Consider the following 24,821-nt stretch of genomic DNA (forward strand, 5'->3'; position numbering starts at 1 on the left):
AGAGGAAGGACTGTACAATGCCGAGCCCTCAAAGTGAAGGTTGGACCCCTGATGCACGTCGTATTCGTCGAACCCCGATTCCCAGGGAACCAGAAGGACTTCGTCCGTGGTCTGCACGAAGTCGGCGCCGAAGTGTCGGCGGTCGGCGAAGCGCCGCTCGACGCGCTGGGCTCCGACCTGCATGCGTGGCTCACGTGCTACGAGCAGGTCGGCTCGGTCTGCGACGAACCCGCGCTCGCCCGGGCTGTGCAGGCGATCCATCGGCAGCGGCCGGTCGATCGCCTCGAGGCCACGGTCGAGGCGCACATCCTTCCGGTCGCCCGCGTGCGGGCAGCGGCGGGGCTGGCCGGCACATCGGTCCGTACGGCGCACCTGTGCCGCGACAAGCCGGTCATGAAGGACGCGCTGCGCGAGGCGGGCGTGGCCACCGCGCAGTCGATGGGCGGGGGCGATGCGAGCGAGATCCTGAAGTTCGGTCGCCGGGTGGGCTATCCCCTCATCGTCAAGCCTCGCGCCGGGGCCGGCGCCTCGGGCACCTATCGCGTGGAGGACGAGTCGCAGCTCGCGGAGTTGCTCCCGACACTCGGAGTGGGCGTGGGTGCCGAAGTTGCGGTAGAGGAGTTCGTCGACGGACACGAGGCGTTCTACGACACGCTCACCGTCGGCGGCGTGGTCGTCCACGACTTCATGACCCACTACTACCCAAACGTGCTCGAGGCGATGCGGACGCGAGAGGTCTCGCCGCAGTTCATCACGACGAACCGGATCGACACGGCCGCCCCCTACGCCGAGGTCCGGGACCTGGGGAAGAGGGTCATCGATGCGCTCGAGATCGGGACCTCGGCGACTCACATGGAATGGTTCTTCGGGGACAAGGGGCTCAAGTTTTCCGAGATCGGCTGTCGGCCGCCCGGCGTGAGAGCCTGGGATCTGTACTGCGCCGCCAACGAAATGGACGTGTATCGGGAATGGGCCGCCTGCATCGTCCACGGCCGCAAGGCGCAGGAGGCCTCTCGCCGATACTCCGCGGGAATCGTCACGCTGCGCCCCGAGTCCGATGGGCGGATTGCGGGGTATGACGGTCTGGACAGAGTCGAAGCACGTTTCGGAGAGTCGGTCATCGACGTGCATCTTCCGCCCCCGGGCACCCCGACCCAGCCGGTGGAGGCTGGCTACATGGCGAACGCGTGGGTCCGCATGCGGCATCCGGATTACGACGAACTGCGCAATATGCTCGACGCGGTGGGCCGGTGGGTCAGGGTTCGCGCCACATGAGCGCCACATGAGCGCCAGGCGGGGTCGCTCGACTCCGGCGCCCGCGCCGTCCGTCGTCCTGCAGGGGCCGCGCGACGGTCGGAACACGCTGTCGAACGTGATCGAAGAGCTGGAAGCCGCGGGCGCGGTGTCACCGGATTCGCGCATCGCGGCCGTCACGGCCGGGTGGCGGGAACGGGAAGCGCAGGTCGGCCTCTTCGATCCCCGCCTCGCGGCGCGCGTGGTCGATCTCGAGTTGTACCGGCGCTCGGCCCGGGTCGCCGACGCGGATCCGGAGTTGGCCCGCGCGCACCGGGAGGCGCAGGACCGGCTCGATCTGCTGCGCCGAGCCTACAACGTGCGGCTCGCCGGCCGCATCGACGCCTACGTCCGCCTGGTAGACCTGCGGGGGGACGCGTCGGTTCTCGCGGAGGAGAGGGCCGAGGCGCTCGAAGCGATCCGGCGGCTCGATGAGCGGCAGCTCGCCCGGGTGGCCGAGATCCGGTCCGAGTTCGAGCGTGCCTACACCCCCGAGGCGCGAGACCCGGTACGGGCGCAGCGGCGCGAAGTCGAGCGGTTGCTCGAAGACGCGGAAGCCGTGGTCATCGCCGGCGGACACGTCGGTCTGCTGCTGAGTCGTCTGCGTCTGTTCGGCGGCCGGGAACTCCTGGGCGAGCGGGCCGTGATCGGCCGTTCGGCGGGCGCCATGGTGCTCACGGACCGTGTCGTGCTCTTTCACGATCGGCCGCCCTGGGGCGCGGGAAACCCCGAGGTCTTCGACGCGGGCCTCGGCCTGGCCGAGGGCATCGTGGCGCTGCCTCACGCCTCCGCTCGTCTCGTCCTGGACGACCGCGACCGCACGTCGCGGCTCGCGGCGCGCTTCGCCCCCGCGGCCTGCGTGCTCCTCGCCCCCGGTCAGAGGGTCGACCGCGCCCCGGCCGGCTGGAGCGGCCACGGCGGAGTCGAACGCATCGACCGGGCGGGCCGTTGCGTCCGCCTCAGCGACGCCGCGTAACCGGGCCGATGACCTTCGACGCCCACACGCGGGCGCACGGGCCCGCCACGCCCATGCCGCGATCGGCCCTCATCGCTGCCCTGGAGGAGCGGCTGGCGTCCGATCCCGAAGCGCTGGACGCGTTTCTCGCCGCCCACGAGTTCCCGCTCGCGGAGCCCCCCCTCTACACCTTCGTCTACCGAGGCCCCGCCGAGGGCGTGAGGCTTCGACACTGGGTGCACGGACTACAGACATCGGCGCCGTTTCGCCGCATTGCCGGGACCGATCTCTGGTGCTACACGGTCGAGTTGCCGGACGAATCCCGGGTCGAATACAAGATCGAGGTGCTGAGGCACGGCCGGGCCGAGTGGGTCCAGGATCCCCTGAATCCGCTCCACGCGCGCGACCCGTTCGGTGCCAACTCCGTCGTGCAGGCGCGCGGATACGAGATCCCCGACTGGACCCGCGAGGACGCCGAGGCGCCCGCCGGCGTCCTGGATGAACTCGTCGTCGAGAGCGAGGTGCTCCGTTCGGCCCGGCACGCGAGCGTGTACCGGCCGCCGGAGTTTCGCGCCGCGCGGAGCTACCCGCTGCTCATCGTCCACGACGGCGCGGACTACGTGGAATACGCCAGCCTGCGCCAGGTGCTCGATCAGCTGATCCGGCGGTTCGAGATTCCCGAGATTGTCGTGGCTCTGCTGCACCCCGGCGACCGGATGGCCGAATACGCGGCGGACCCCGGACACGCCCGGTTCGTGGTCGAGGAGTTGCTGCCGCGGCTCGAGCGCGACTATCCGCTGCTCCCCGGGGCCGAGTCGCGCGGTCTCATGGGGGCCAGCCTCGGGGCGGTCGCCTCCTTCCATGCGGCGCTTCGCTACCCGGGCCGCTTCGGCCGCCTGCTCCTCCAGTCAGGCTCTTTCGTGTTCACCGACATCGGCGACAACGAGCGCGGGCCCGTGTTCGACCGGACCGTCGCCATGATGAATGCGTACCGGGCCGAGCCCGCCCCGCTGGCAGAGAAGGCGTTCGTCTCCGTGGGCGTCTACGAGGCGCTCGTCTCCGAGAATCGTGCGCTCATCCCCGTGCTGCGCCGGGGCGGCGTGGACGTGCGATTCGTCGAAACACGCGACGGGCACAACTGGGAGAACTGGCGCGACCGGCTTCGCGAGGGCCTCTCGTGGCTCTTCCCGGGCCCGCTCTGGATGGTGTACGAATGACCGCGGCGGCGCCCGAGGTTACGCGCCGTATCGGCCTCTCGCTGGGGGCGGACCTCTGCTGGCCCATCGCCTATCGCAAGATTCTCGAGCGGCTGGATCTCCGGATCCCCGCCGCGGACGGCACCGTGCGCTTCCAGGTCGAGGACGTCACGATCGAACCCTTCGACCTGCAGAAGCGGGTCGGCTACGACCTCGTCATCGACCGCCTGACGCACTGGTACTTCCCGACGCGCGAGTGGATCAAGAAGTCCGTGATCATGGACGACCTCTACGTGTTCAACAATCCGTGGAGCGTCCAGTCGATGGAGAAACACAGCACCTACTGCGCGATGATGAAGCTGGGTCTCCCCGTCCCCCGGACGTGGCTGCTCCCACCCAAGTCGTACGAGCCCAGGGACGACCTCGCCGTCACCCTCCGCCGCTACGCGCGGCTGTTCGATCTCGCGGACGTGGCGCGCGACCTCGGCTACCCCCTCTTCATGAAGCCCTATGACGGGGGCGGCTGGCGCGGCGTGTCACGGATCGAGGACGATGACTCGCTGCGGGCTGCGTACGACGGGAGCGGCAAGTTCGTGATGCACCTGCAGCAGGGAGTGGAAGCGCACGACCGCTTCGTCCGCTGCGTGGGGCTCGGCCCCCAGACGCGCGCCGTCCTCTACGACCCCGGCGCGCCGTCCCACGACCGATACACCGTCGAGCGGGATTTCGTGGACGCGGGCGACGCCCGCACCATTCGCGACACGACGCTCACGATCAACGCCTTCTTCGGTTGGGACTTCAACTCCTGCGAGGTGCTGCGGAGCGGGGGACAGTGGGTGCCGATCGACTTCGCCAATCCGTGTCCCGATTCGCAGGTCACGTCGCTCCACTATCATTTTCCCTGGCTCATCAAGGCCAACATCCGCTGGTCCATCTTCTGCGCGGCGACCCGGAGGAAGATGCGTGTCAACCTCGACTGGCAGCCCTTCTTCGACGCGTGCCGGCCCGGCATGACACCTGAAGAGAAGATCCGGGCCTGCGGGGCGATCGCGGAGGCGCGCTTCGAGACCGATCGTTTCGTCGAGTTCTGCGATGCGCACCTCGCCGACCTCGACCAGGTGGCCGACGACTTCTTCGGCAGCCAGGCCGCCCGCGAAGCGGTCCACGCCAAGGTGGCGTCGCTGTACCCCGATCCTGAAATCGAGGAGTTCACACACTTGTTCTTCGACCGCATACAGGCGGCCCGCCGGCAGGAGCCGCCCGGCAGTGTGCCGATTCTCGCGTCATGAAGCTCATGACGAGCTGGTGGTCCGATGGCCTCGACCAGGAAGTCAACGTCGTCCGCTGGGGCGAGGTCGGCGTCCCCCTCCTCATGTTCCCGACGGCGGGGGGCGATGCGGAGGAGATCGAACGCTTCCTCGTCATCGACACGGTGGCGGACTTTCTGACGGATGGGAGGATCAAGGTCTACTCGTGCGACAGCGTGGCGGGCCGCGTGATGCTAGGGCAGGAGGGGACCCCCGAGCACCGCATGCGGGTGCTCAACGCGTTCCAGAACTTCGTCTACTACGAGCTTGTGCCCATGATCCGGGACGACTGCAACGATCCGTCCATCGAGGTGATGGCGGCGGGTTCCTCGATCGGCGCGTTCAACGCCCTGGCCATGCTGTGCCGCTTCCCCGACGTGTTCTCGCACGCGCTCTGCATGAGCGGCACGTACGATCTGCTGCGATTCCTGAAGCACGAAACGGGGATCGAAGCCGGGATCACCGGGGATTTCTACTACTCGTCGCCTCTCCACTACCTGCCGGATCTGACGGGCGAGACGCTCGACCTGCTGCGGGAACGGTTCGTCCTCCTCGCGTCGGGGCGCGGCCGGGCCGAGGACATCGACGAATCGTGGCGGATGGCGTCGCTGCTGGGCCGCAAGGGAGTGCCGAACCGCATGGACGATTGGGGTGAAACCTGGCACCACGACTGGCCCACGTGGCGCAACATGCTCGTGCAGTACCTCGACGAACTCCTGCCGCCTCGCTGAACGCGCGACCCCGCGCCCTCGTGCCGGGTGGAGTTCATCGCGGAGTATCGGTGGGAGGGTTAGACTTGGAGGGGCAGCGAGCTGTCGCCGCGGGGGAGTTGCGGTGGAGGCGTTGAACCGTACGCCGGGGCCAGACCGGCGTACGGGATCCTCGCGAAGAGATCGCCCAGCGGGTGGGAGAGGTGGCGTTCAGGATGAAGAGATTGATCGTACGGTCCGAGAAGCAACGTGGTAGGCCTGCCGCCTCCGTTCAGAGCGACGGCATGTCGGCCATCCGCGATGACGAACGGCGGGATAGCGACGCTCGGCCTGACGGCGTGACCATAATGGGTGAGCGTTTTGTGATCGAGGTGGAGCCTGGCGAGGGGGGTGATATCGTTTGTCTGGTGCATCCCGGGTGGAGCGTGATGGGTTCGGGGCGCACCGTTGAGGAAGCCGAGCGCGATCTACGCGCCGAGGCACGAGAGCTTGGACAGATCTTGGCGGAGAAGGGCCCGGACCGATTCACTCGCGGCGGGCGGGAGATGCGCGACTTCGTGATGAAGTTTCTGGCCGCACCGGCCTAACCGCCGTCGTCGTGCCCGTTCGGAGTAAACGCCAGATTGATCGTGCCCTGCGGAAGAAGGGATTCGAGCGCAGCGACAGACACCACGTCTTCTACTGCCTCATGATCAACGGCGACAGGACCGAGATCTTCACCAAGATGTCCCACGGCCGAGCAGAAATCGGCGTAGACCTCATCGCCCGCATGGCGAGGCAGTGCCGACTCTCCAAGGACGAGTTCCTCCGACTGATCGACTGCCCCATGACCGAGAGCGAGTATGTTGAGACGCTCGAGTCGCGGGGACATCTAATACGATAGGCCCTTACCGCCCCGCACCCTGCCTGCCAGCCATGAGCGACCACGAGTCCTCGAATGCGCTCTTGAAGTATACGAAAAACCTGCCGACCTGACCGCCGTGCACGAAGTCACAAAGCCGTCCGTACGTCACCGCCCCGCCGCATCATGACGAGCCGCCACTCGTTCGACGAGGTCTCGAAGTTGGTCAATCGGGCAGAAGGCGTCGGGGGCAATTGGTAGCGTATCGATGTAACGCATTGGGACGTCGCGGTTCGTGACAAACAGCGGTGTCAAGGCTAGATTTCCCCGTTCATGCGATAGGTATCGGTCCAACGATTGACGATTGTCCGTCAACCACTGTACGCGCGAAAGGTGTCTCCCAAGTCGATCGGACGCCTCGCCCCGAAAAGCCAGCAGCTCCTCCACCAACTCGTAGGTGTTACCACGTGGTATCAGCGATTTGCATTCAATGATGAGCACTCGAGGTGCAGTGCGATGCCAAGCGAGCACGTCGATGTCTCCCAACTCTTCGGGTGCTCCCAACGACGACATCTGGATGCCGACGTCCGTCAGCCACCCGAGTTCTCTCAACAGTTCAGAGACGTTCTGAGCAAAGGTGTGTCCTTCACGATGCCTAGTCTCACCCACGTAGCGTCGCATGACATCACTGGAAAAATGTTCCGCGGGAAAATATCCCTTCTCGAGTCCCTCCAGGCGATAGGATACGCTCGTTACGAGTTGATTCGCACCAAAGACGACCCCATCTCGCGGCTCTGCTCCTAACGCGATAGACAACCAACGGAGTCATTGCGATAGACAACCGTCGACGGAAACGCCAGGGATACCAGTCCTTATTCTCATAGCCATCAGGCGCAGAGTCCCATCGATCACGGCTCGGAAGAGTGAGAAACTGCAGCACCTTCGCCACTTCGCATGGAGACAGATCGCGCGCTGCTGCCACCCGCTCTTGCAGCACAATCCTTGGGAGCCCTACCACCAGAGAGCCCTCGGCTCCGGCGACATCAACGAGTCCTCCAACTACCGGCCCCTTGCAGTAGGCTCTCGATGGATATACTAAACTCGGTCTCGAACGCGGCGAGAAACGGCTCGGTAAGCCATGTTGAACCCTCGTCGTTCTTCGGAGAGCCTCGGTGCTCTTCGTAAATTGCGGCATCGTGCAGATAGGCGTGATCGTGTCGACGTCGAAAATATGGTCTCATCAGTCCCTCGACGTATCCGCGATCAACGACAACGGTCCCGACTGGCGTTACCTGGACCTCAGGGTCAGCAAGGCCACCTCGAATGGCGTCCGAATGTGACGCGAGCTCTATGATCTCGCCAATCCGGGCAGCAAGGTGGTCCAGTTGAGCCCACGAGGCCGGTCGCCCTGTGGCCGGTTTGGCGGTCGATGCGGCCATTTCGCTCAGAACTCGGAAGGATACTGCTGCTGCGGTGCGCTGCATTTCGCGGGTGGCGACGAGGCCAAGGGCGCTGTCCTCGTCCGGGGCTAAGGCCAGAACCGCTCTTGCCGTGGCTCGCCACTGGCGCCGCTCTCGCCACATGGCTTCGATGTTGCCCATCGACAGGGATACCACGTGTCGCCGATCAAGGGTACCAAGTTGTCGTCGAATGCTGCGCCACAATGCGTCGACGCAGCCGTGCAGCAGCTTCTGGGCAGCTTCCTGCCGCACGATCCGCCCCGTGGGCGTCGGCGAAAGACATTTCCACCCAAGGCCGAGACGCGTGAGCGACACGTCTTCCGGTTGAAGGAGTCGTGGTACGGGCCCCGGGGGCTCAGGGAGATGGTCGGTGGGCCCCCTTGACCGGAGCAAATGAATCTCTCGTGCATCTCTGCCTGGCATCACCTTCTGCACGATCTCGGCCGCGCGCACTTGTGCAGCATCGTTCGGCCCGCCGGCCGGAGATAGCAGACATTCGACGACGGATCCAAGGAGAGCGCGTTCCGCGTCGTTGTCGGACCGATCAAGGAGCCGGACGAACCCTGGCGGCACCCGCAGCGTGACTACGGCACCATGACGACTTGCTCGGGGTGTCACCGGCTCAAGGTCGGGACCGTCGGATAACTGTTGAGCCCAGCGGGTGGGTTCCTGCAACTCGACGCGGACAACGAATGGTTCCATCTGCGGAGTGTTCGGTGCCAGCCATTCTCGGGCGCGATCAAGCCATTTTAGCAGCGCGTACCAGATCCGATATGCCTGGTCCCGAGCGAGCGGCGGAAGTCCGCCGCTACTCGCCAACACCCAAACAGTCGTAGACGACCCTTCCACGACGCCCGCCAACTGTCCGGCGAGCAACGCTTCCCGGGATGCGTACACCGGTCGGTGCGCTTCTGACGGGAATGTTGCGTGCGGGGTTAGCCGCTCAACCACAACGACTTCCTCAGTCCCGCTGGGCGCGCGCACCGCATGCCGATCAAGGTTGGTCCGCTCTCGTATCCGAACGTCGCGCAAACAGTCATGTGGAATTACCAATGGAGTGTTGGGGTGAGGAAGGTGCAGGTCATCCGGCACGAGGGCATACCCTCTGGCCTCCCAGAAAGCGAAGAGGTTCAATATGCCGCTCATGTTCACAATCGTCACACCTTGGGTCCTCATGGCGTCTTCGTGCTGAGCGAGCTTTACGAGGCGCAGGAGGCTGGCGTCCTCCTGCGAGGAGAAGACGTGAAGGTCGGGCAAACTGATGACAGGAAGCTTTGAGGATTGAGGGAGCTGGGAGACATCGAGAGAAACGCCCCGCCCGAGGCCAGCGACGACGACGCATCCAAACACGGTCTCATGTTGCCGGGACAGCGTCTCGATCCGCCGAAGAAACGCCCGCCAAGCTTCGGGCGAGAGTTCCATTGCAGAGTCGAAACCATTCTCCAATATCCCGGAACAAGAGTGTTTCTTGAAGAACGCGAAGTTGGGCCGCAAGACCGCGCCCGCGTTCAACTCCGCCAAGCGGCCGCGCCGCGCCGCGGCTGCTAAGATGTAGTGACGGGCGGCGATACTAATGGCGCTAGGTAGTATGCAGATCACTGTGTCGTTCATGCGAAGCAGTGGTCGTCTCACGAGGTCTGATTCAACGATTGGAGCGGTTTGAATCGTGGACCAAGCCTTGCGGGGAAGAATAAAGGGATCCAAGTGGGTCGGTTGGATGTCGAGTGACCGCAGATCATCAATACTGAAGGAAACCCGATGTCCGGCAGATTCGAGGTCTGGAAGAGAACCGAACGTGCCGGACGGAGGTGGATCCGCAGGAGGTGTCCAGCGGGAGAACTCGGATCGCTGAGCGATCGTATCACTGAGACGGAGAAGCCGCTGGACTGGTTTCGTAATGCTGCCCCAAGACTGCGGATCAGGGGGGAGTAGTAGGCAGTCTAGCAGTTGCTGGAGATGAGCGTGAGCGGAGTCCCATGGACCGTCGAACAACCGGTAGTTTCCGGATGCCGTGTGGACGTTCGCAACGAATACATCCTCAGGCAGCTCTTCCATCTGGACGACGGTGGAATGAGTCAGGGTACCGTCAAGCCAGTGAAGTGCACGTTGAGGAGTGAGAGGCTGGTTCCCTCGGGCGTATGCAACCGTGAGGTGCGCAAGGGCTTCGAGCCGGAAATCGTAGGCGGCGAAGCGAGGGACGGTGAGGAGACCTCCGATGGCAGCGGCGCACGAGGCGGCATCGGTTTGACGCAGTTCGCGTTTGAGTTGACGCCACGTCGCTTGGGGTAGGTTGAATTGGTGTTTCAGCAAGGCGAGGGCCTAAGTGTGTTGGTTCACAGCGTGAGCACGCCTCGGGTGGAGCCTAAGGCGCGTTTCAAGAGAGGGCTAGTAACGGGTGTGGAGAGAGGCTGCATGCCTCAGGTGGCCTACTCGCCAGATCGGGTCGAGGTTGGCGGATCGTCGCCGTCGGTGCTCCCGCGCAGAGCCGGCACGTAGTAGTCGCTGACGTATTCCCGCACCATCCGCCCGGCTGTGAACCGGGCTCCGGCGACTTCGACCGCACGCCGGGCCCGCTCGAGCCACCCGGCCGGAGGACCGTCCCAGGGACCCTCGTCGGGCCGGTCGTAGTAGAGGGGGACGACCTCGTCTTCGAGAAGCCGGAACAGGTGTTCGTGGTCGTGCCGGTCCACCTCTTCCTCGGACGAACCGTCCGGCGCACGAGGGATGGTCCACCCGTTGTCTCCTTCGAACCCCTCCTCCCACCACCCGTCCGTCGTCGCGAGCTGCGGCACACCGTTGAGTGCGGCCTTCATCCCGCTCGTCCCGCACGCCTCCAGCGGAACCCGCGGCAGATTGAGCCACAGGTCGACGCCCTCGACGAGACAGTGGGCGGTGTGGAGTCCGTAGTTCTCGATGAAGGCGATCCGCCCCTCGAATCCCGGGTCGCGCGTGTGCTCGTACACGCGTTGCAGCACTCGCTTGCCCTCCTCGTCCCTCGGGTGCGCCTTGCCGGCGAAGACGAGTTGCACGGGTCGGCCGGGTCCGGACAGCAGCGCGAGGAGCCGGTCGCGGTCGCGAAAGACGAGGTCCGCCCGCTTGTAGGCGGCGAAGCGCCGCGCGAACCCGATCGTCAGCGGGTACGGACTCATGAGCATCCCGGCTCCGATCAGGTGGGCCGCTTCCGGCCAGTGTTCCCGCCACCGGCGCCGGGCCTCCTCGCGCATCAGGTCGAGGAGCCGGAGCTTGAGCCGGTGGCGCACCCGCCACAGCGCTTCCGCCGGTAGCTCGCGTACCCCACGCCACACCGCTTTATCGTGGGGCCGGTCCTGCCAATCCGGCGGCAGACAGGCGTCAAGCAGGCCGACGATCTCCTCGTTCATCCACGTCTCGAGATGCACCCCGTTGGTCACGTGCCCGATCGGCACCTCCCGGGCCGGCCGGCTGCCCCAGAGTCCGCGCCAGATCTCCCGACTCACGTGGCCGTGACGCTCGGAGACGCCGTTCACTCGCCGCGCCAGCCGGATCGCCGCGGCGGTCATGTGAAAGCGGTCCCTCCCTTCATCCTGCGGGTGCAGTCCCAGCCCCAGGAGTTCATCCCGCTGGTGGATCTCCTCCCAGAACTTCTCGCCGGTCCAGTCACGCATCTGTTCGTGCGAGAACACATCGTGTCCGGCGGGGACAGGGGTATGCGTCGTGAATACGGTCGAGGCGCGGACGCGGGCCACGGCGTCGGGGAAGGAGAGGCCGTCTCGAATCAGGTTTCTCACGCGCTCGACCATCATGAACGCGGCGTGGCCCTCATTCGCGTGCCACGCCTTCGGCTCGATCCCCAGCGCCGACAGCACCCGTACGCCGCCGGCGCCCAGGAGCGCCTCCTGGCGCAGCCGGTGATCGACGCCCCCCGCGTACAGCTGGTGCGAGAGGCCGCGGTCCGCAGGGTCGTTCTCATCGAGGTCGGTGTCGAGGAGGTAGAGCGAGACGCGGCCGACCCGGACCCTCCACGCCCCGATGTAGATGCGGCGACCGGATCCGTAGATCCAGGTGAGCCACGGGACCCCGTCCGCGGCCCTCAGGCGCTCGAGCGGCGTCAGGCCGGGATCGAGCGGGTTGTCCGCGTCTTCCTGCCAGCCGTCGGGTCCCAGCGTCTGGTCGAAGTAGCCGTGCGCGTACATCAACCCGACCCCCACGAGAGGGATGCCGAGGTCCGAGGCCGCCTTGAGGTGGTCTCCGGCCAGCACGCCGAGTCCCCCGGAATAGATGGGGATGGACTCGTGCAGGGCGAACTCGGCGCAAAAATACGCCACCGGGCTGTCGGCGAACTCGGGGTGCCGCCGCCCGAACCAGGTCGACTCGGAGGCCGCCGCGTCGTCCAGAGTCTCGCACAGCGCGTCGTACCGCTGCAGGAAGGCCCGGTTGCGCGTCAGAGCCTGCAGGCGCTCGTCGCCTATCCCCCGCAGCAGCGCGACCGGGTTGTTGCGGGTCTGGCGCCATATGGGCAGGTCGATGCTGCGGAAGATGGCGCGCGCTTCCCGGTTCCACGTCCAGGAGATGTCGGTCGCGAACTCCCACAGCCGCCCGATCCGGTCGGGCAGGCCGGGTGGTCGGCGGTCATCCACCGTGATCGCTTCGCCGTCTGGACCCACGCTCCCCCTTCTGCGTTACGTGTCTCTTCCGGGTGTCGTCTCCCGGCCGGGGTGCCGAGTGGCCGTGAGCGCGAACGAACTTACCGATCCGGGCATGCTGCGACAGGTCTGCCGGACCCCATGCCGGCAGCCTCCGGGGCCTCCCGGTTGCAGCCTCAGCGGCCGCGGGCCAAACTCAGCGCTACTCCTGCCACGGCTCCGAAACGGGGAAACCGCATGGACTTCGCCACAATCGTCGACTGGCTCGACCGGAACATCGCGCAGTTCGGGATCACGATCGGGGGAGAGCGCCTGACGCTTCAGGTCCTCCTCCTCCTCGGCATCGGGACCTACCTCACGCTCAAGCTGGGCCTGCCGCAGATCCGCAAGTTCGCGCATGGCGTCCTTGTGGCCACCGGCCGCTACGACGACCCGGACGACCCGGGCGACGTGTCGCACTTCCAGGCGCTCACCACCGCCCTCAGTGCCACGGTCGGCATCGGGAACATTGCCGGCGCCGCCATCGCCATTCACCTCGGCGGTCCGGGCGCGCTGTTCTGGATGTGGATGACGGCTTTCCTCGGCATGGCGACGAAGTACAGCGAGGTCACGCTGGCGCAGAAGTACCGGGACGTGGACGAGTCCTCGGCCGAGTACAGCGGGACGGTGTCCGGCGGACCGATGTACTACATCGAGAAGGGACTCGGCCCGCGCTGGAAGCCCGTGGCGGCCTTCTTCGCGGTCATGCTGGGGCTGACGGCCTTCCTCACGGGGAACGCCAACCAGGCCAACACGGTCGCGGACGCCATGCTGGCCGAATTCGGCGTCGCCAAGTGGACGACCGGCCTCATCACTTCGTGCATTGTGGCGGCGGTGATCCTGGGCGGCATCAAGCGCATCGGCCGCGTGACGAGCATCCTCGCTCCGGCCATGGCGATCGTGTACGTGAGCGGCGCCATGATCATCATCATCCTCAATCTCGACCAGGTGCCGGCCACCTTCGCGCTCATCTTCAGTGAAGCGTTCAATCCGACCGCCGGGGTGGCGGGCACCGGCGTCGGGGCGTTTCTCGTCACGCTGATGTGGGGCGTGCGGCGGGGGCTGTTCTCGAACGAGGCAGGGCAGGGCTCGGCGCCCATCGCGCACGCGGCGGCGAAGACCGACGAGCCGGTCTCAGAGGGGGTCGTCGCCCTGCTGGAGCCGTTCATCGATACGATCGTGATCGTGACGATGACCGCGCTCGTCGTGATCATGACCGGGGCCTGGAATGAACAGGTCGACACCGAGATCGCGCTCGAGGGCGGGGATCTGAGCTACGTCGTCCTCGACGAAGGCGGCTCCTCGGTGCCCACGGACCCGACCGGGACGATCCGCTACACGCTGGGGCGGCCGGGCGTGACGAGCGAGCCGCACGTGGCGTGGCACGAGGTCTCGGTGCCGCAGCTGTTCGAGGATGAGGCGCACGACCAGCCGTTCAGCGGCGCTGTGGACCCGGCGCGCGCGGTTGCGATCACCGACGATGGGCAGGAGCTGACGGTGCTCTACGGGCAGGCCTACGAGACGGGCGCGCCCCTGACCCAGATGGGGTTCCAGCGCGGACTCGCGCCGCTAGGCGACTGGGGCCACTACATCGTGATCTTCTGCGTCTTCCTGTTCGCGATCTCGACGGCGATTTCGTGGAGCTATTACGGCGACCGCTGTGCGAACTACCTGTTCGGGCCGCGTGCGATCATCCCGTACAAGCTCGTGTTCGTCGCGATGCACTTCATCGGTGCGGTCCTGCCGCTGGCCGTGGTGTGGGCGCTGGGAGACGTGTTCCTGGCCATCGTCATCATCCCGAACCTGATCGCGCTCATATTCCTGGCGCCGCAGATCAAGGCGATGACGGAGTCCTACTTCACCCGGAGCCCATGGCACCGGCACGTGAGGTGAGCCAATCAGGAGGGCCGGCGCCGGTCACCCGCCCGGGCGCATGTATCTGAACTGGATCATCGCTCCCGTCGCGCCGCCCACGGTGACGTAGGTATCATCGCGGATCGCGCCGATGATCGACAGCGTGTCGCTTATCATCGCACCCTGGCCGGTGGCCGAGTGGAGCAGGTAGGTGCGCGTCTCGACGCCTGCCTCCGGCTCGGTGTGTGAGCGTGTGTAGACGGCGACGAGAAACTCTGGAGAGACGGGAAGCAGGCGGGCCAACCGCTCGCGCGGATAGTTCACCGGACTCGTGATCCCGTGCCTTGGCCGCACTTGCTCCACGAACACTCCTTGCGTGTAATCCGTGACCCCCGCCGTCCAGATCCGCTCGCCCGAACCGGCCTCATAGGCGTCCAGCCTGGGGATGGCCCGAAACCCGAACACGACGCGGGCGGGGTCCTCCAGGCAGGCGAGGATTCCCTCCGATAGTGCGTTCCGGGCCAGACCCGATCCGTGTTCGTAGACCGATCCGAACGAGCGCCCCTGGCGCCGGGGACCCGACTCCAGTTCGTGGATCGCCCGCGGGCTCCGGCGCTGCGTGACGTAGATTCGGCCCTGCTCGCCGCAGATGTCCGACGCCGGGAGGTTCACCGGGCGGCCCGCATCCAACACGAAGCCGTCCTCGGTGCGCGAGAAGACGGCCACGTCCCCGTATTGCTGAACCACCGCGAGACGGCTGTCATCGAGAAGCGCCATCGCGCGAGGTACCCGAAGCCCTTGCCCCGCGTCGCCCTCCCGGTCGACTTGCCCGACGAGGCGGCCCGACGAGTCGTAGGCTTCAACCCGCCGGATCGGGGAGCGTCGCGGATGGGTGTGGAGGACATAGACTGTGCCGGCGTGGTCCAACTCCACGTCGAGGATGCGGCGAGACGTGCTGCGTCCGGCTCCTCCGGCCAGATCGATGGAGGCGCCCGGCTCAGCTCCGGTGATTGCGTCCCGCAGCGATCGCCAGCGAGATGAGAGGCTGGAACTCCACGATGCGGGAGGGACCGTGTCCGTCCCCAGCTTGGGATCAGTCTCCCCCGGCAGCGAGGCGAACAGCGGGTGCTCCACGGGATCCGCGACATCGGGCGCGGGCGGATCGGCCAGAAATGGACGGCCCCTCGCCGGCCTCGCATCCTCGCACAGATATGTCGTGCACGAGCCGCGCCCCATGTCGGAGCTAGTGCCCGATCCTCCCGCATCCGCGCCCCACTGTTCGCCCGCGTCGAATCCGAGCACGGGGAGCGTCTCGCACGTGTCGTCCTCGCAATATCCGGTCGACACTGGCGCCCGCGCATCCGCGGATCCAACTATGCTTCCAGCGAAGACTCCGACGAGCAGAAGGACGGAACCAGCCGCCAGCCGCCCGTTCACTTGAATTCCCGAAGACACGTGTGCTCCACTATTCTGGTAGGGGTGCCCCGGCATCGACCCAGTTCACAATAGCGTCGGAGCCAAGCTTGCGGGTCAACACGATCCGCTCCGCCATCCGCCGTTCACCGGCTTGGAATGATACTCGTTGCGTCATAATGACGAGTTGGGGGGTGATCGCGGGCCCGGCGAAATCGCCGTAGATGAACTCCATGACGCCGGAGTTGTACCACCCCCTTCCGGCCCTGACCTCGTCGAACAAACCGTGCTTCCGGAGATGCGCGATTCCCGCCTCCGCCGACAAGTCCCGGGCGACGCCTACGGCCGCGAACCCGATTCCCTCCTCCTCCGCGCGTCGCGACAGCAGCAGCTTGGCCTCCCTGATTGCGCGCTTGACCTCCGGCAGGTTCGACCAATAACAGTTGGACGACACAATCGCGGTCAACACGAGTTCATCGCCCTCGTCGATACGCCGGGCGGGTTGATACTCCAACTCGCCCGCAGATCGCGTCCGCCACCGAACCGAGAACTCGGGGGTCGGGAGAAGACCGCTTAGGCCGAGGAGGAAACCGGCCAGCAGAATACCGATTGCTGCCGGCGTTCCGACGCGACGGAGGTGGAACCGGCTGTCGAAGCTTGAGATGCGTGGTGGCATCAGCCCGGCGAACCCGCGTGCATGTGCCAGACTCGAAGCCTCGGGTAGAGCCCGTCCAGCACCGTCACATAGAGACCTCGACCAATGGCGGCCACGCGCCCCTCCATGGTGCCAATCAGGGCGCCCCACCCGGTTGCCGCGTCAATCAGGTACGCCCTTGGCACCGCCTCCGCGGTCTCCGACATCTGGCGCCGATACACGGCCACAATGTAGTCGTCGGAAGCCGCACTTAGACCGACCAGCCACTCGCTGGGGAAACCCCCTGTGGTTACTACGGGTCTGCCGTCATCGCGAGTGTCCTCCACGGTCCAGCCCTGCACGTAGTCCGCGACACCCGCGGTCCAGATGTAATCTCCCTCGGCTGAATAGAGATCCAGGCGTGGTTGTGCGCGGAACCCGAACGCCACTCTCGCGGGGTTGGCCAGACACGCGAGGGAGCCCTGGTTCATCTGCATGCGCGTCATCTCTGAACCGTAGCTGTACTCGTCCCCGAAGGACCGCAGAGGCTCCTCCGGGCCGTCAGCGGCGTACTCGGCGAGCAGCCCCTCGTACAACCCGAACCCCGATTCCGCGAAAATCCGGTTTCCAACCACGCACATTGCCCGGGCCAAGCCCCCGATCGGGGTGCGAGCCAGAAACGCGAACCCGTCCTCTTCGCGCTCGAACCTCTTGAGTGCCCCCCCAAGTTCCTCCACGACCAGAGTGCCATCCTCCAGCAGACCGAGCACGATGGGAAGGCGGAATTCAAGCGGGCCCTCGCCCTCGCCCCCGAACCCGGCCAGGACGGTGCCGACGGAATCGAAAACGGTGATCGCCGAGTTGAGTCGATCAAGGACGTAGATCTGTCCGCGCTCGTCGATCTTGACGTCCGTTACGGCCCCGAACATGGAAGAACCGCCGCCCTCCAGAGTGCCGATGACCGCCCCCGGCCGAGCGTCGAGGATCGCTCGGCGCACGGCGGCCCAACGCGCCGCCGCCTCCGAGTTGAGCGCCGCCGGGGGAAGAGTGTCGTGCGCCAGCATCGGACCTGCGGGGTCGGGCATCGCCTCTCGGACGGGGTGGCGGACCCCCTCGTCGGCGCAAGCGACCCCAACCACGAGAATGGCCAGCGCCGCGATCTCGCCGAGGCGCGGCACTGCTAGCAGGGCGTCATCTCGCAAAAGCTACCCACATAATTGCAGTTTGCGCTGAAGGGCGGTTTGCCGAAATCAACGCACTCACCTTCGTCAATCCAGTTGAAGCAGAGGTCGAACTCGCACTGCGAGGCCGAAAGCGGACTCGGCGAGATCAATCGACCGGCGAACTCTCCGGCGACAGCGGCCGCGCCGAACAAGAGCACCGTGAGCAGAACCTTGGGGAAGGAGCGCCGCAACGAATTCATGAGGACCTCCCGGGTGTGCATGTCACCTCCCGTGTGACTCGCTCCCGGAACTCCCTCCCAAGGTCGAGCTCGGTGATTCTCGATGCCAGATACAATATCGGTGGAATTTGTGACGAAATCGGTGCTTCCCGAACAAAAAATGTCCTCCCCTAACCGGCGGTAGAGTTGGGGGTGAGGGAGGCTTCTCGCTTGAGACGGGCGTCCCTGCGACCTGCGGTGCGTACCTCGGTCCGCTGGTCGGCAGCGAACACGTTCTTGTTGCGGAAGGGACCGGGGGTGGGTGGCGTTCGGAGCCTGCGGGCCACCTCGACGTATTCCTCGAGGCTGATCCGTCCATCCAGATAGCGGCGCTGGAGCCGCGCGAACGCGGGGTCTGACGCGTCTGATATCGCTCCATCACCCCGGTGTACCCGGCCCCGCGCCGGCCGAGATGTCCGGTTCCGGACGCTTCGTCGGAGTCGAGCACGGGCTTCAGGGCCGATAACCGCTAGCATATCCTCTCCCAGGTTCTTCAAATCGGCCGCGCATTGCGCCATCAGGCCTGGTCCCGCCTGCCGACCGGAGACGACCCCGCGTCGCAGCCGTCGTTCCAGTTTGGTCAGGGCCCGCCACAGATCGGCCCGGCTCCATCCCCGCGACCGCGTGAGACGACGGTAGAACGCCACGGCTATGACTCCCAGGAACGCGAGTTCGAACATCGTTCACACCTCCCGGGAGGCTGCGGATCCGGGTTCCGGCCACGCGGTCTCGATTTCGCGGGCGGCGCGGTCGAGAATCGCCTTGACTCTCGCCAGCGTCTCGGGATCACCCTGCCCACCCGTCGCCCGTTCGAAGCTGACCTGGGCGAGGTGGATGAAGGAGCGCGTGACCTCGCGCATTGCCGACCCGGTGAACCGTTCGCCCATGTTCACGAAACGGCCGAAGATGTCGCGCGTTCTGGAGCCGTGTTCGTCGAGAAAGGCGCGACCCTCGGCCGTAAGCCGATAGACGCGCTTGCCGTCCTCCTGGGTCGAGGTCACGTAGCCCTGGTCCTCGAGCAGCTGCAGGGTGGGGTAGACGGAGCCCGGGCTCGGTGTATAGAGCCCGCCCGACTCCTCCTCCAGCCTCCGCATGAGTTCGTAGCCGTGCATGGGCTCGTCGGACAGGTATCTGAGCAGGACGAACTTCAACTCGCCCTTCCGAACGATGCGCCGTTTGGGGCCGAACCCGCTGGCGCCCCTGAAGCGGAAGACGCCGGGCCCGCAGCAGTTCGCCCATGCGCCGAAACCGTCCCGATTCGTAAACATCACCCTCTCCTCGTTCCGACTGATCTCGATATATCGAAACATACTACGATATATCGGAACGAGTCAAGGTTCGGTGACGCGAACCCGGGAGCGGGGCGCCAGGCCCGGAACGGCGTCAGCTCCCGGGCGGAGCGGGCTCCCAGAGTTCGACCCGGGCGCCGACGGGGTCGACGATCCAGGCGAACTTTCCGTAGTCGTAGGACTCGAGGTTCGGATCGACCCACACACCTGCCGTGCGCAGTCCCTCCACCAGTCCGTCGAGATCCGCCACTCGCAGGTTGAGCATGTAGGGGTGCGGGCTGGGCTCCCCCCGGGAGTCAAAGTAGATGGTGTCCGAAGGGAAGATCTCCCAGGCCGTGAACGTCTCGCTCCCGTCTGGCGAACTGGCCGGGAAGGTAACGTATCCGTCAGGCCCCGGACGGATCCCGAGCTTCGCGTACCACGTCTTCGGCGAGGCCGGGTCGGGCGAGCGAAAGAAGACGCCCCCGATGCCCTGCACCCGCCCGTGGTCGACGGAACGTCCCGGCGGTTCGTCCGCCTCCAGGAGTTCCACCCGCTGGCCGTCCGGATCGATGATCCACCCGACCCGACCGTGCCGAATCGTCAGGTCGCCGCCTGCGCGCAGTGTATCGGCCAGTGACCCGAGGTCGCGAACGCGGTAGCGAACCATGACCGGCTGTGTACCGGGGTGGAAGGACGCGGTGGTCTCGTGGAGGAAATCGAGCTGGCTGACGGCGAGTCTTCCGCTGTCGGGCTCACGCCAGAAGAAACCTGCGCCCTCCCCCTCGGAGAAGCGGAGCCCGAGATGCCGGCCATACCAATCGCGGACGCGCGCGGGATACCAGACACGCGATGAAGAGTCCAGCGATCCCTGCGACGCTCATCCGTCGCGGTGGATGTGGTGTATGCTGCCCTGGCTGTTCGAGAGGACGATGACGTCGGCCACGTTGATGCGGGGTGGGGCGTTGAGCACGAAGGAGACTACCTCCGCCACGTCCTCCGGCCGCAGGGGATGCGTGCCCTCGTACACCGCCCGGGCGCGCACATCGTCGCCGCCGAAGCGGACGAGGGAGAACTCGGTCTCGACCATGCCGGGGTTGACCCCCGACACGCGAACCCCCGTACCCAGGACATCGAGGTTCGACCCCTCGGTGAGCGCCTGCACAGCGTACTTCGAGGCGCAGTACACACTCCCGCGCGGGTAGACCTGCCGACCCGCGATGCTCCCGATATTGACCACATGACCCGAGTCCCGCGCGACCATGGCCGGCAGGAAGGCGCGTGTCACGAACAGCAGCCCCTTCACGTTCGTGTCGATCATGCGGTTCCAGTCGTCGACATCGGCGTCCTGAACGAGCGCCATGCCTGCGGCGAGCCCGGCGTTGTTGATGACGATGTCGGGTGCCCCGGTCACGGCCATGAGCCGGTCCGCCTCGGCCACCACGGCCTCATGGTCGCGGACGTCGACGACACCGGTCCGCACGTTCACCCCGGTGGTCGAGGCGATCTCCTCCGCCAGCTGAGCGAGCCGGTCGGACCGCCGGGCCCAAAGCACGAGGTTCGCGCCGTCGCGGGCCAGGTGGCGTGCGATGGCCTCGCCGATGCCCGCGCTGGCGCCCGTCACGAGCGCGAGCTGTCCGGCGATGCGGGCTGTCACGGCTTCAGGCCTCCCGCAGCCGCCACGGCGCCGAGTTGCGTGTCCATGAACCCGGCGGCGCGCTCGAAGGCCTGGACCCAGTTCCGGTGCAGCAAAAAGCCGTGCACCTCATCCGGAAAGACGAGTTGCTCGACAAGGACCCCGCGCTTCCTGAGCGACTCCACCAGATCCACGGATTCGGAGAACGGCACGTTGCGGTCGTCGTCGCCGTGGATCAGGAGTACGGGAGACCGCCAGCCGTCGATCCAGGCCATGGGGGACGACTCGAAGGCGAGCCGGGCGAAGGACTCGCGCATCTCGGGCCGGTAGGACGGGACGAAATTACGGATGACGATATTCCAGTCGTGTACACCGTGAATGTCGACCCCGGCCGCGAACATGTCCGAATTCCGGGCGAGTCCGAGCGCGGTCAGGTAGCCGCCGTACGAACCTCCCCAGAGTGCGATCCGGGCGGCATCCACGTCGTCTCGGTCGGCTAGGAAACGGCCCGCCGCGATGACATCCCGGTATTCACTGGCGCCGCGCGCCCCGTAGTTCAGCGCTTCCCTGAACTCGAGCCCGTAGCCGACGCCGCTGCGGTAGTTCACCGACAGGACGACGTAGCCGCGGCTCGCCAGGTACTGGTTCAGGGCGTACGTGTTGTGGTAGTACCGCATGTAGTGCCAGCCGAGCAGCATCTGCCGCCTCGACCCGCCATGGAAGAAGATGGCGGCGGGACGGCGCGCTCCATCAGCCGACTCCGGCGGGAGGAACAACTGCCCGTGGATCAGGATGCCGTCCTCGGATCGGAACGTTACCTGCCGCGGCTCTACAAGCTCCCCGAACGGAAAGGCGTCGGGCATGTACCCGTCGACCAGCGGTCGCCCCTCGGCCCCCGTCCGGACCTCGGCATGGGCAGGCGCCCGCGCGTCGGAAGCCAGATACGCCAGCACGCCGTCGCCCGTCACGGCGGGACTCCATTCGATGCCCGTCCCCGAGGTCAGCGCCTCGGGCGCACCGGTCGCCGCCACTCGCCACAGGTGCCGCCGATCGATGTCCCCCTCGTTGGATGAGAAATAGACGGATTCCCGGTCGGGCGCCGGCAGAACGTACTCGACCTCGAACTCACCCGAGGTGAGCTGGGTGGCAGGGCCGCCCGCGACCGGGACCGCATACAGGTGCCGCCATCCCTCGCGCTCCCAGGGAAACACGAGTTGGTCCGAGGCGAGCCAGGTCAGCGCGGGCCCCGTCACGCCCTGGAAGGCGCTGCCCGGACCGGGCAGCGCGCGCCACACCTCGCGCGACGCTCCCGTGGCGGGGTCGGCGACGCGGATCGACCACGGCAGGGCCGAGCGGATCGGGGAGAACGGAAGTTGCCCTCCCTCCCCGGGGACACGGACAAAGGCGAGGGCGCTCCCATCGGGAGACCACGCGGGGTTGCCGTCCCGGTCCAGGCTCGGGTCCAGATATCGGATCGACCGGTCACCCAGGCTGAACACCCCGACGAACGCGTGATCGCCGCGGTTGCTGACGAAGGCGAGTCGGCCTCCATCGGGAGACCACGCGATCGAGCCCGCGCTGCCGCGGATGCGCAGCAGGGGGCCCGCGGACGCCGATCCATCGAGCGTCCGCGTGTAGATCTGGCCGCGATTCAGGAACGCGACGGTCCCGCCATCGGGCGCGATGGCCGGGGACGTCCCTTCGGCCAGCGGCCGGCCGGTCCCGTCGAGCGGCGCGACCCACACCATCTGGTTCGCGGGCTCAGGCTCGGAACGCGGGTTCGGTATTTCGCCGGCGCGGTTGGGTCCCCCGCCGCGCACGAAGACGACCTGACGTCCGTCCGGCGTAAACCTCAGCTGCGACAGATCCTGTCCGTCGTCCTCCGTCCAGTCTGTGAGCTGGCGGCCGACGAAGTCGGGTCCATCGGCGACCCAGATGTTGCGAACGCCGCGGTCGTATCGGACCCAGGCGAACACGGAACCCGAAGGGGCGGCGACAAGATCGGTGGCGAAGGGGGCGGCGAGGATGTCCTCGACGGAGTAGGGCGCCTGCTGCGCCGCGGTCCCGGCCGGGAGCAGGGAAGCGAGGAGCACCCACGCCCCGGCCGCGGCCTTTCCGATTCGTTCAGTGCGCGGCAGTCCCACCGCGTCAGTTCCGGCGCAGGACATAGAAGCAGCGATCCGCCTCGAACTCCCTGACAAGGCTCTGCACCGCATATCCCCTCCTGAGATAGGTCAAGACTGCGCCTCGCACGGTCTCACGCCAGCGTACAAGAGACCCGTGTGGGGGCAGTGATTCGACGTCCGCCGGAATCTCGACGAACACCTCGTCTCCCCCGGGCAGCCCCTCGGCCGCCGTGTTCCCCTCCGGCCCGGCCACCACGCAGGCCGGGTCCGGGCCGCGCACGGCAAGCCGGTCGGCCGACCGCGCGGACCCCTCTTCGAGCGCCCGGAGCGTCTCCGGGCCATCGAGGTCCCACCGCACGATGAACCGGTCGGTATCACCGCCGGCATGCAAGGGGCTCCCCGTATCCGAGCCGTACATGTTCGGCACGTAGCGAAGCACCCTCGCGCCGAGCCGGTTGAGGTTCAGGTGGCCGTTGCGCGCCACCATCGGGTCATATGTCCAGAAGATGCTGGAGATCCCGCTCGATCGGACAGCCTCTCGCTGAAACAGCTTCAACTCCCGGCCCAGCCCGCGTCCCCGCGCGGAAGGATGGACGGCCAGCATGTGCGACCAGTGCGAGAGGACGCCCTCGAAGCGTCCGAACAGCGAGTAGACGAAACCGATCAAACGGTCATTCTCGAACGCCCCACCCGCAAATCCCCCGATCTTCCGGGATACCTGCAGCACCGAGGCGGGGACGATATCCGAGAATCCCTCGCCCCAGGTCCTCTTCTGGAGGCGCACGCACGCCCGCAATTCGTCGAGCGTCTCCACAGCGCGGAACTCGGTCACGCCGGGGTGCGCGCGGCTGGCGCGGCGAACGTCTCGACACGGCGGGTCAGCGCTTCGACCCGTTCGGTATCCACTACCACGCCCAGGCCCGGCCGCTCGCGCGGCACCGTGACGAATCCGTCTCCGCTCATCGTCCACTCGGGTGTCACGATGTCGCGTGCCCAGTAGCGCGCGCTCGGCGACAGGTCGCCCGGAAGCTCGAAATTGGGCATCGATGCGAGGGCGACGTTGTAGGCCCGGCCGATCCCGCTCTCCAGCATGCCGCCGCACCAGACCGGGACACCGGCCCCTTCGGAGATGTCGTGGATCCGGCGCGCGTTGCGGAACCCCCCGACGCGTCCCGGTTTAATGTTGACGATCCGGCCGCTCCCCAGCGCGAGCATGTCCTCGCAGGTGGCCGGGTCGACAATGGATTCGTCGAGACAGATGGGGGTGGCGAGCCGCTCCTGGAGCCGCGCGTGGCGCACGAGGTCGCCGGCTGCGAGCGGCTGCTCGATCATGATGAGGCCGAACTCGTCGAGTCTCGCCAGGTGATCCGCGTCTTCCAGCGTGTAGGCCGCGTTCGCGTCGACGGCGAGGTGTCGGTCGGGCCCCAGGGCCTCGCGGACGGCGGCGACGTACTCGATGTCCTTCTCGCGACTGATCTTGAGCTTGACCTTCCGGTAGCCGTCCTCAACCGCCTGCAGAGCCTTCGCGACGAGCTCCGCGGGCGAAGCCTGGAGCCCGAGAGAGATACCCGTGGGGACCCGGCTCCGTGTTCCGCCTACGAGCCGGGACAGCGAGACGCCCATCGTTTCCGCGGCCAGTCCCCACATGCCCATCTCGATCGCCGCCTTGGCCATGGGGTGCCCCTGAACGCCGTCGTCGAGCAAGCTCCCGACGCTCTCGGGACCTTCGATCTCCCGCCCCAGGAGCCGGGGCAGCAGCCAGCGCCCGAGGGCGAGCCACGCCGTATCCACGGTCTCGGGAGAGTAGTTGGGACGGTCACCGCAGACGCATTCGGACCAGGCCGTGACGCCGCTCTCGTCGCGAAGCTCGAGCAGGAGGATGCGGCGGTTTTCCATCCATCCGGACGAGATCACGAACCGCTCCCGTAGAGGGAGTTCGATCTCCCGCAGAGTCACTCCGACCAGGCTCAGGGGGCTCGTCGACAAGGAGTTCGTCTCCGGGTGGGGGCGGATCGTCAGCGGCGGA

Annotated in this window: 20 protein-coding genes; 8 read left to right on the forward strand and 12 right to left on the reverse strand. The window is 66.5% G+C overall.

Features of this window, described 5'->3' with window-relative positions:
• The first annotated feature begins 33 nt into the window (after positions 1-33).
• The 7 genes from ACN9M6_RS04565 to ACN9M6_RS04595 all read left to right on the forward strand — a co-directional run bounded on the left by ACN9M6_RS04565 (position 34) and on the right by ACN9M6_RS04595 (position 6,344).
• Positions 34-1,275, forward strand: coding sequence for an ATP-grasp domain-containing protein (locus ACN9M6_RS04565; protein WP_419161737.1), 1,242 nt, complete (start codon positions 34-36; stop codon positions 1,273-1,275).
• A gap of 7 nt (positions 1,276-1,282) precedes the next feature.
• Entirely contained in the window at positions 1,283-2,269 is a 987-nt protein-coding gene (locus ACN9M6_RS04570) for a Type 1 glutamine amidotransferase-like domain-containing protein (RefSeq protein ID WP_419161738.1), read from the forward strand.
• 8 nt (positions 2,270-2,277) lie between these two features.
• A complete protein-coding gene (locus tag ACN9M6_RS04575) occupies positions 2,278-3,465 on the forward strand; it encodes an alpha/beta hydrolase (RefSeq protein WP_419161739.1) in 1,188 nt (395 codons plus the stop codon).
• Positions 3,462-4,733, forward strand: coding sequence for an ATP-grasp domain-containing protein (locus ACN9M6_RS04580; protein WP_419161740.1), 1,272 nt, complete (start codon positions 3,462-3,464; stop codon positions 4,731-4,733). The genes ACN9M6_RS04575 and ACN9M6_RS04580 overlap by 4 nt, the downstream gene beginning before the upstream one ends.
• On the forward strand, positions 4,730-5,482 hold the full coding sequence (locus tag ACN9M6_RS04585) for an esterase family protein (RefSeq protein ID WP_419161741.1): 753 nt from the start codon (positions 4,730-4,732) through the stop codon (positions 5,480-5,482). The genes ACN9M6_RS04580 and ACN9M6_RS04585 overlap by 4 nt, the downstream gene beginning before the upstream one ends.
• Before the next feature lie 263 nt (positions 5,483-5,745).
• Positions 5,746-6,048: a hypothetical protein gene (locus ACN9M6_RS04590; protein ID WP_419161742.1), complete on the forward strand. Its 303-nt coding sequence runs from the start codon at positions 5,746-5,748 to the stop codon at positions 6,046-6,048.
• A gap of 11 nt (positions 6,049-6,059) precedes the next feature.
• Positions 6,060-6,344 carry a hypothetical protein gene (locus ACN9M6_RS04595; RefSeq protein WP_419161743.1) on the forward strand — a complete coding sequence of 95 codons (285 nt, stop codon included), beginning with the start codon at positions 6,060-6,062 and terminating at the stop codon, positions 6,342-6,344.
• 1,001 nt (positions 6,345-7,345) lie between these two features.
• Here the strand turns inward: ACN9M6_RS04595 and ACN9M6_RS04600 are convergent.
• Positions 7,346-9,373: a hypothetical protein gene (locus ACN9M6_RS04600; protein ID WP_419161744.1), complete on the reverse strand. Its 2,028-nt coding sequence runs from the start codon at positions 9,371-9,373 to the stop codon at positions 7,346-7,348.
• A gap of 815 nt (positions 9,374-10,188) precedes the next feature.
• Positions 10,189-12,405: an alpha-glucan family phosphorylase gene (gene glgP / locus ACN9M6_RS04605; RefSeq protein WP_419161745.1), complete on the reverse strand. Its 2,217-nt coding sequence runs from the start codon at positions 12,403-12,405 to the stop codon at positions 10,189-10,191.
• Positions 12,406-12,621: 216 nt separating this feature from the next.
• Here glgP and ACN9M6_RS04610 point away from each other — a divergent pair, with 216 nt between their 5' ends.
• On the forward strand, positions 12,622-14,316 hold the full coding sequence (locus ACN9M6_RS04610; RefSeq protein ID WP_419161746.1) for an alanine/glycine:cation symporter family protein: 1,695 nt from the start codon (positions 12,622-12,624) through the stop codon (positions 14,314-14,316).
• Between the two features lie 24 nt (positions 14,317-14,340).
• On the opposite strand, the gene ACN9M6_RS04615 is transcribed toward ACN9M6_RS04610, so the two are convergent.
• The 10 genes from ACN9M6_RS04615 to menC form a co-directional block, all read right to left on the reverse strand.
• Positions 14,341-15,624, reverse strand: a complete 1,284-nt coding sequence (locus ACN9M6_RS04615; protein ID WP_419161747.1) for a hypothetical protein — start codon at positions 15,622-15,624, stop codon at positions 14,341-14,343.
• 118 nt (positions 15,625-15,742) lie between these two features.
• A complete protein-coding gene (locus ACN9M6_RS04620) occupies positions 15,743-16,366 on the reverse strand; it encodes a hypothetical protein (protein ID WP_419161748.1) in 624 nt (207 codons plus the stop codon).
• Entirely contained in the window at positions 16,366-17,502 is a 1,137-nt protein-coding gene (locus tag ACN9M6_RS04625; protein WP_419161749.1) for a hypothetical protein, read from the reverse strand. The genes ACN9M6_RS04620 and ACN9M6_RS04625 overlap by 1 nt, the downstream gene beginning before the upstream one ends.
• A gap of 2 nt (positions 17,503-17,504) precedes the next feature.
• Positions 17,505-17,768 carry a hypothetical protein gene (locus ACN9M6_RS04630; RefSeq protein ID WP_419161750.1) on the reverse strand — a complete coding sequence of 88 codons (264 nt, stop codon included), beginning with the start codon at positions 17,766-17,768 and terminating at the stop codon, positions 17,505-17,507.
• A gap of 680 nt (positions 17,769-18,448) precedes the next feature.
• Positions 18,449-19,033: a helix-turn-helix transcriptional regulator gene (locus ACN9M6_RS04635; protein ID WP_419161751.1), complete on the reverse strand. Its 585-nt coding sequence runs from the start codon at positions 19,031-19,033 to the stop codon at positions 18,449-18,451.
• A gap of 115 nt (positions 19,034-19,148) precedes the next feature.
• On the reverse strand, positions 19,149-19,703 hold the full coding sequence (locus tag ACN9M6_RS04640; protein ID WP_419161752.1) for a VOC family protein: 555 nt from the start codon (positions 19,701-19,703) through the stop codon (positions 19,149-19,151).
• 210 nt (positions 19,704-19,913) lie between these two features.
• Positions 19,914-20,690 (reverse strand): SDR family NAD(P)-dependent oxidoreductase, encoded by a 777-nt coding sequence (locus ACN9M6_RS04645; protein ID WP_419161753.1) that lies wholly within the window; start codon positions 20,688-20,690, stop codon positions 19,914-19,916.
• Positions 20,687-22,813: a S9 family peptidase gene (locus ACN9M6_RS04650; protein ID WP_419161754.1), complete on the reverse strand. Its 2,127-nt coding sequence runs from the start codon at positions 22,811-22,813 to the stop codon at positions 20,687-20,689. Before ACN9M6_RS04650 ends, ACN9M6_RS04645 begins: the two co-directional genes overlap by 4 nt.
• A gap of 4 nt (positions 22,814-22,817) precedes the next feature.
• Entirely contained in the window at positions 22,818-23,627 is an 810-nt protein-coding gene (locus ACN9M6_RS04655; protein ID WP_419161755.1) for a GNAT family N-acetyltransferase, read from the reverse strand.
• The gene (gene menC / locus ACN9M6_RS04660) at positions 23,624-24,781 is read right to left on the reverse strand and encodes an o-succinylbenzoate synthase (RefSeq protein WP_419161756.1); all 1,158 of its coding nucleotides are present in this window, start codon (positions 24,779-24,781) and stop codon (positions 23,624-23,626) included. The genes ACN9M6_RS04655 and menC overlap by 4 nt, the downstream gene beginning before the upstream one ends.
• Positions 24,782-24,821 lie beyond the last annotated feature (40 nt).

The sequence above is a fragment of the Candidatus Palauibacter sp. genome (assembly GCF_965197445.1).
Taxonomy (GTDB): Bacteria; Gemmatimonadota; Gemmatimonadetes; order Palauibacterales; family Palauibacteraceae; genus Palauibacter.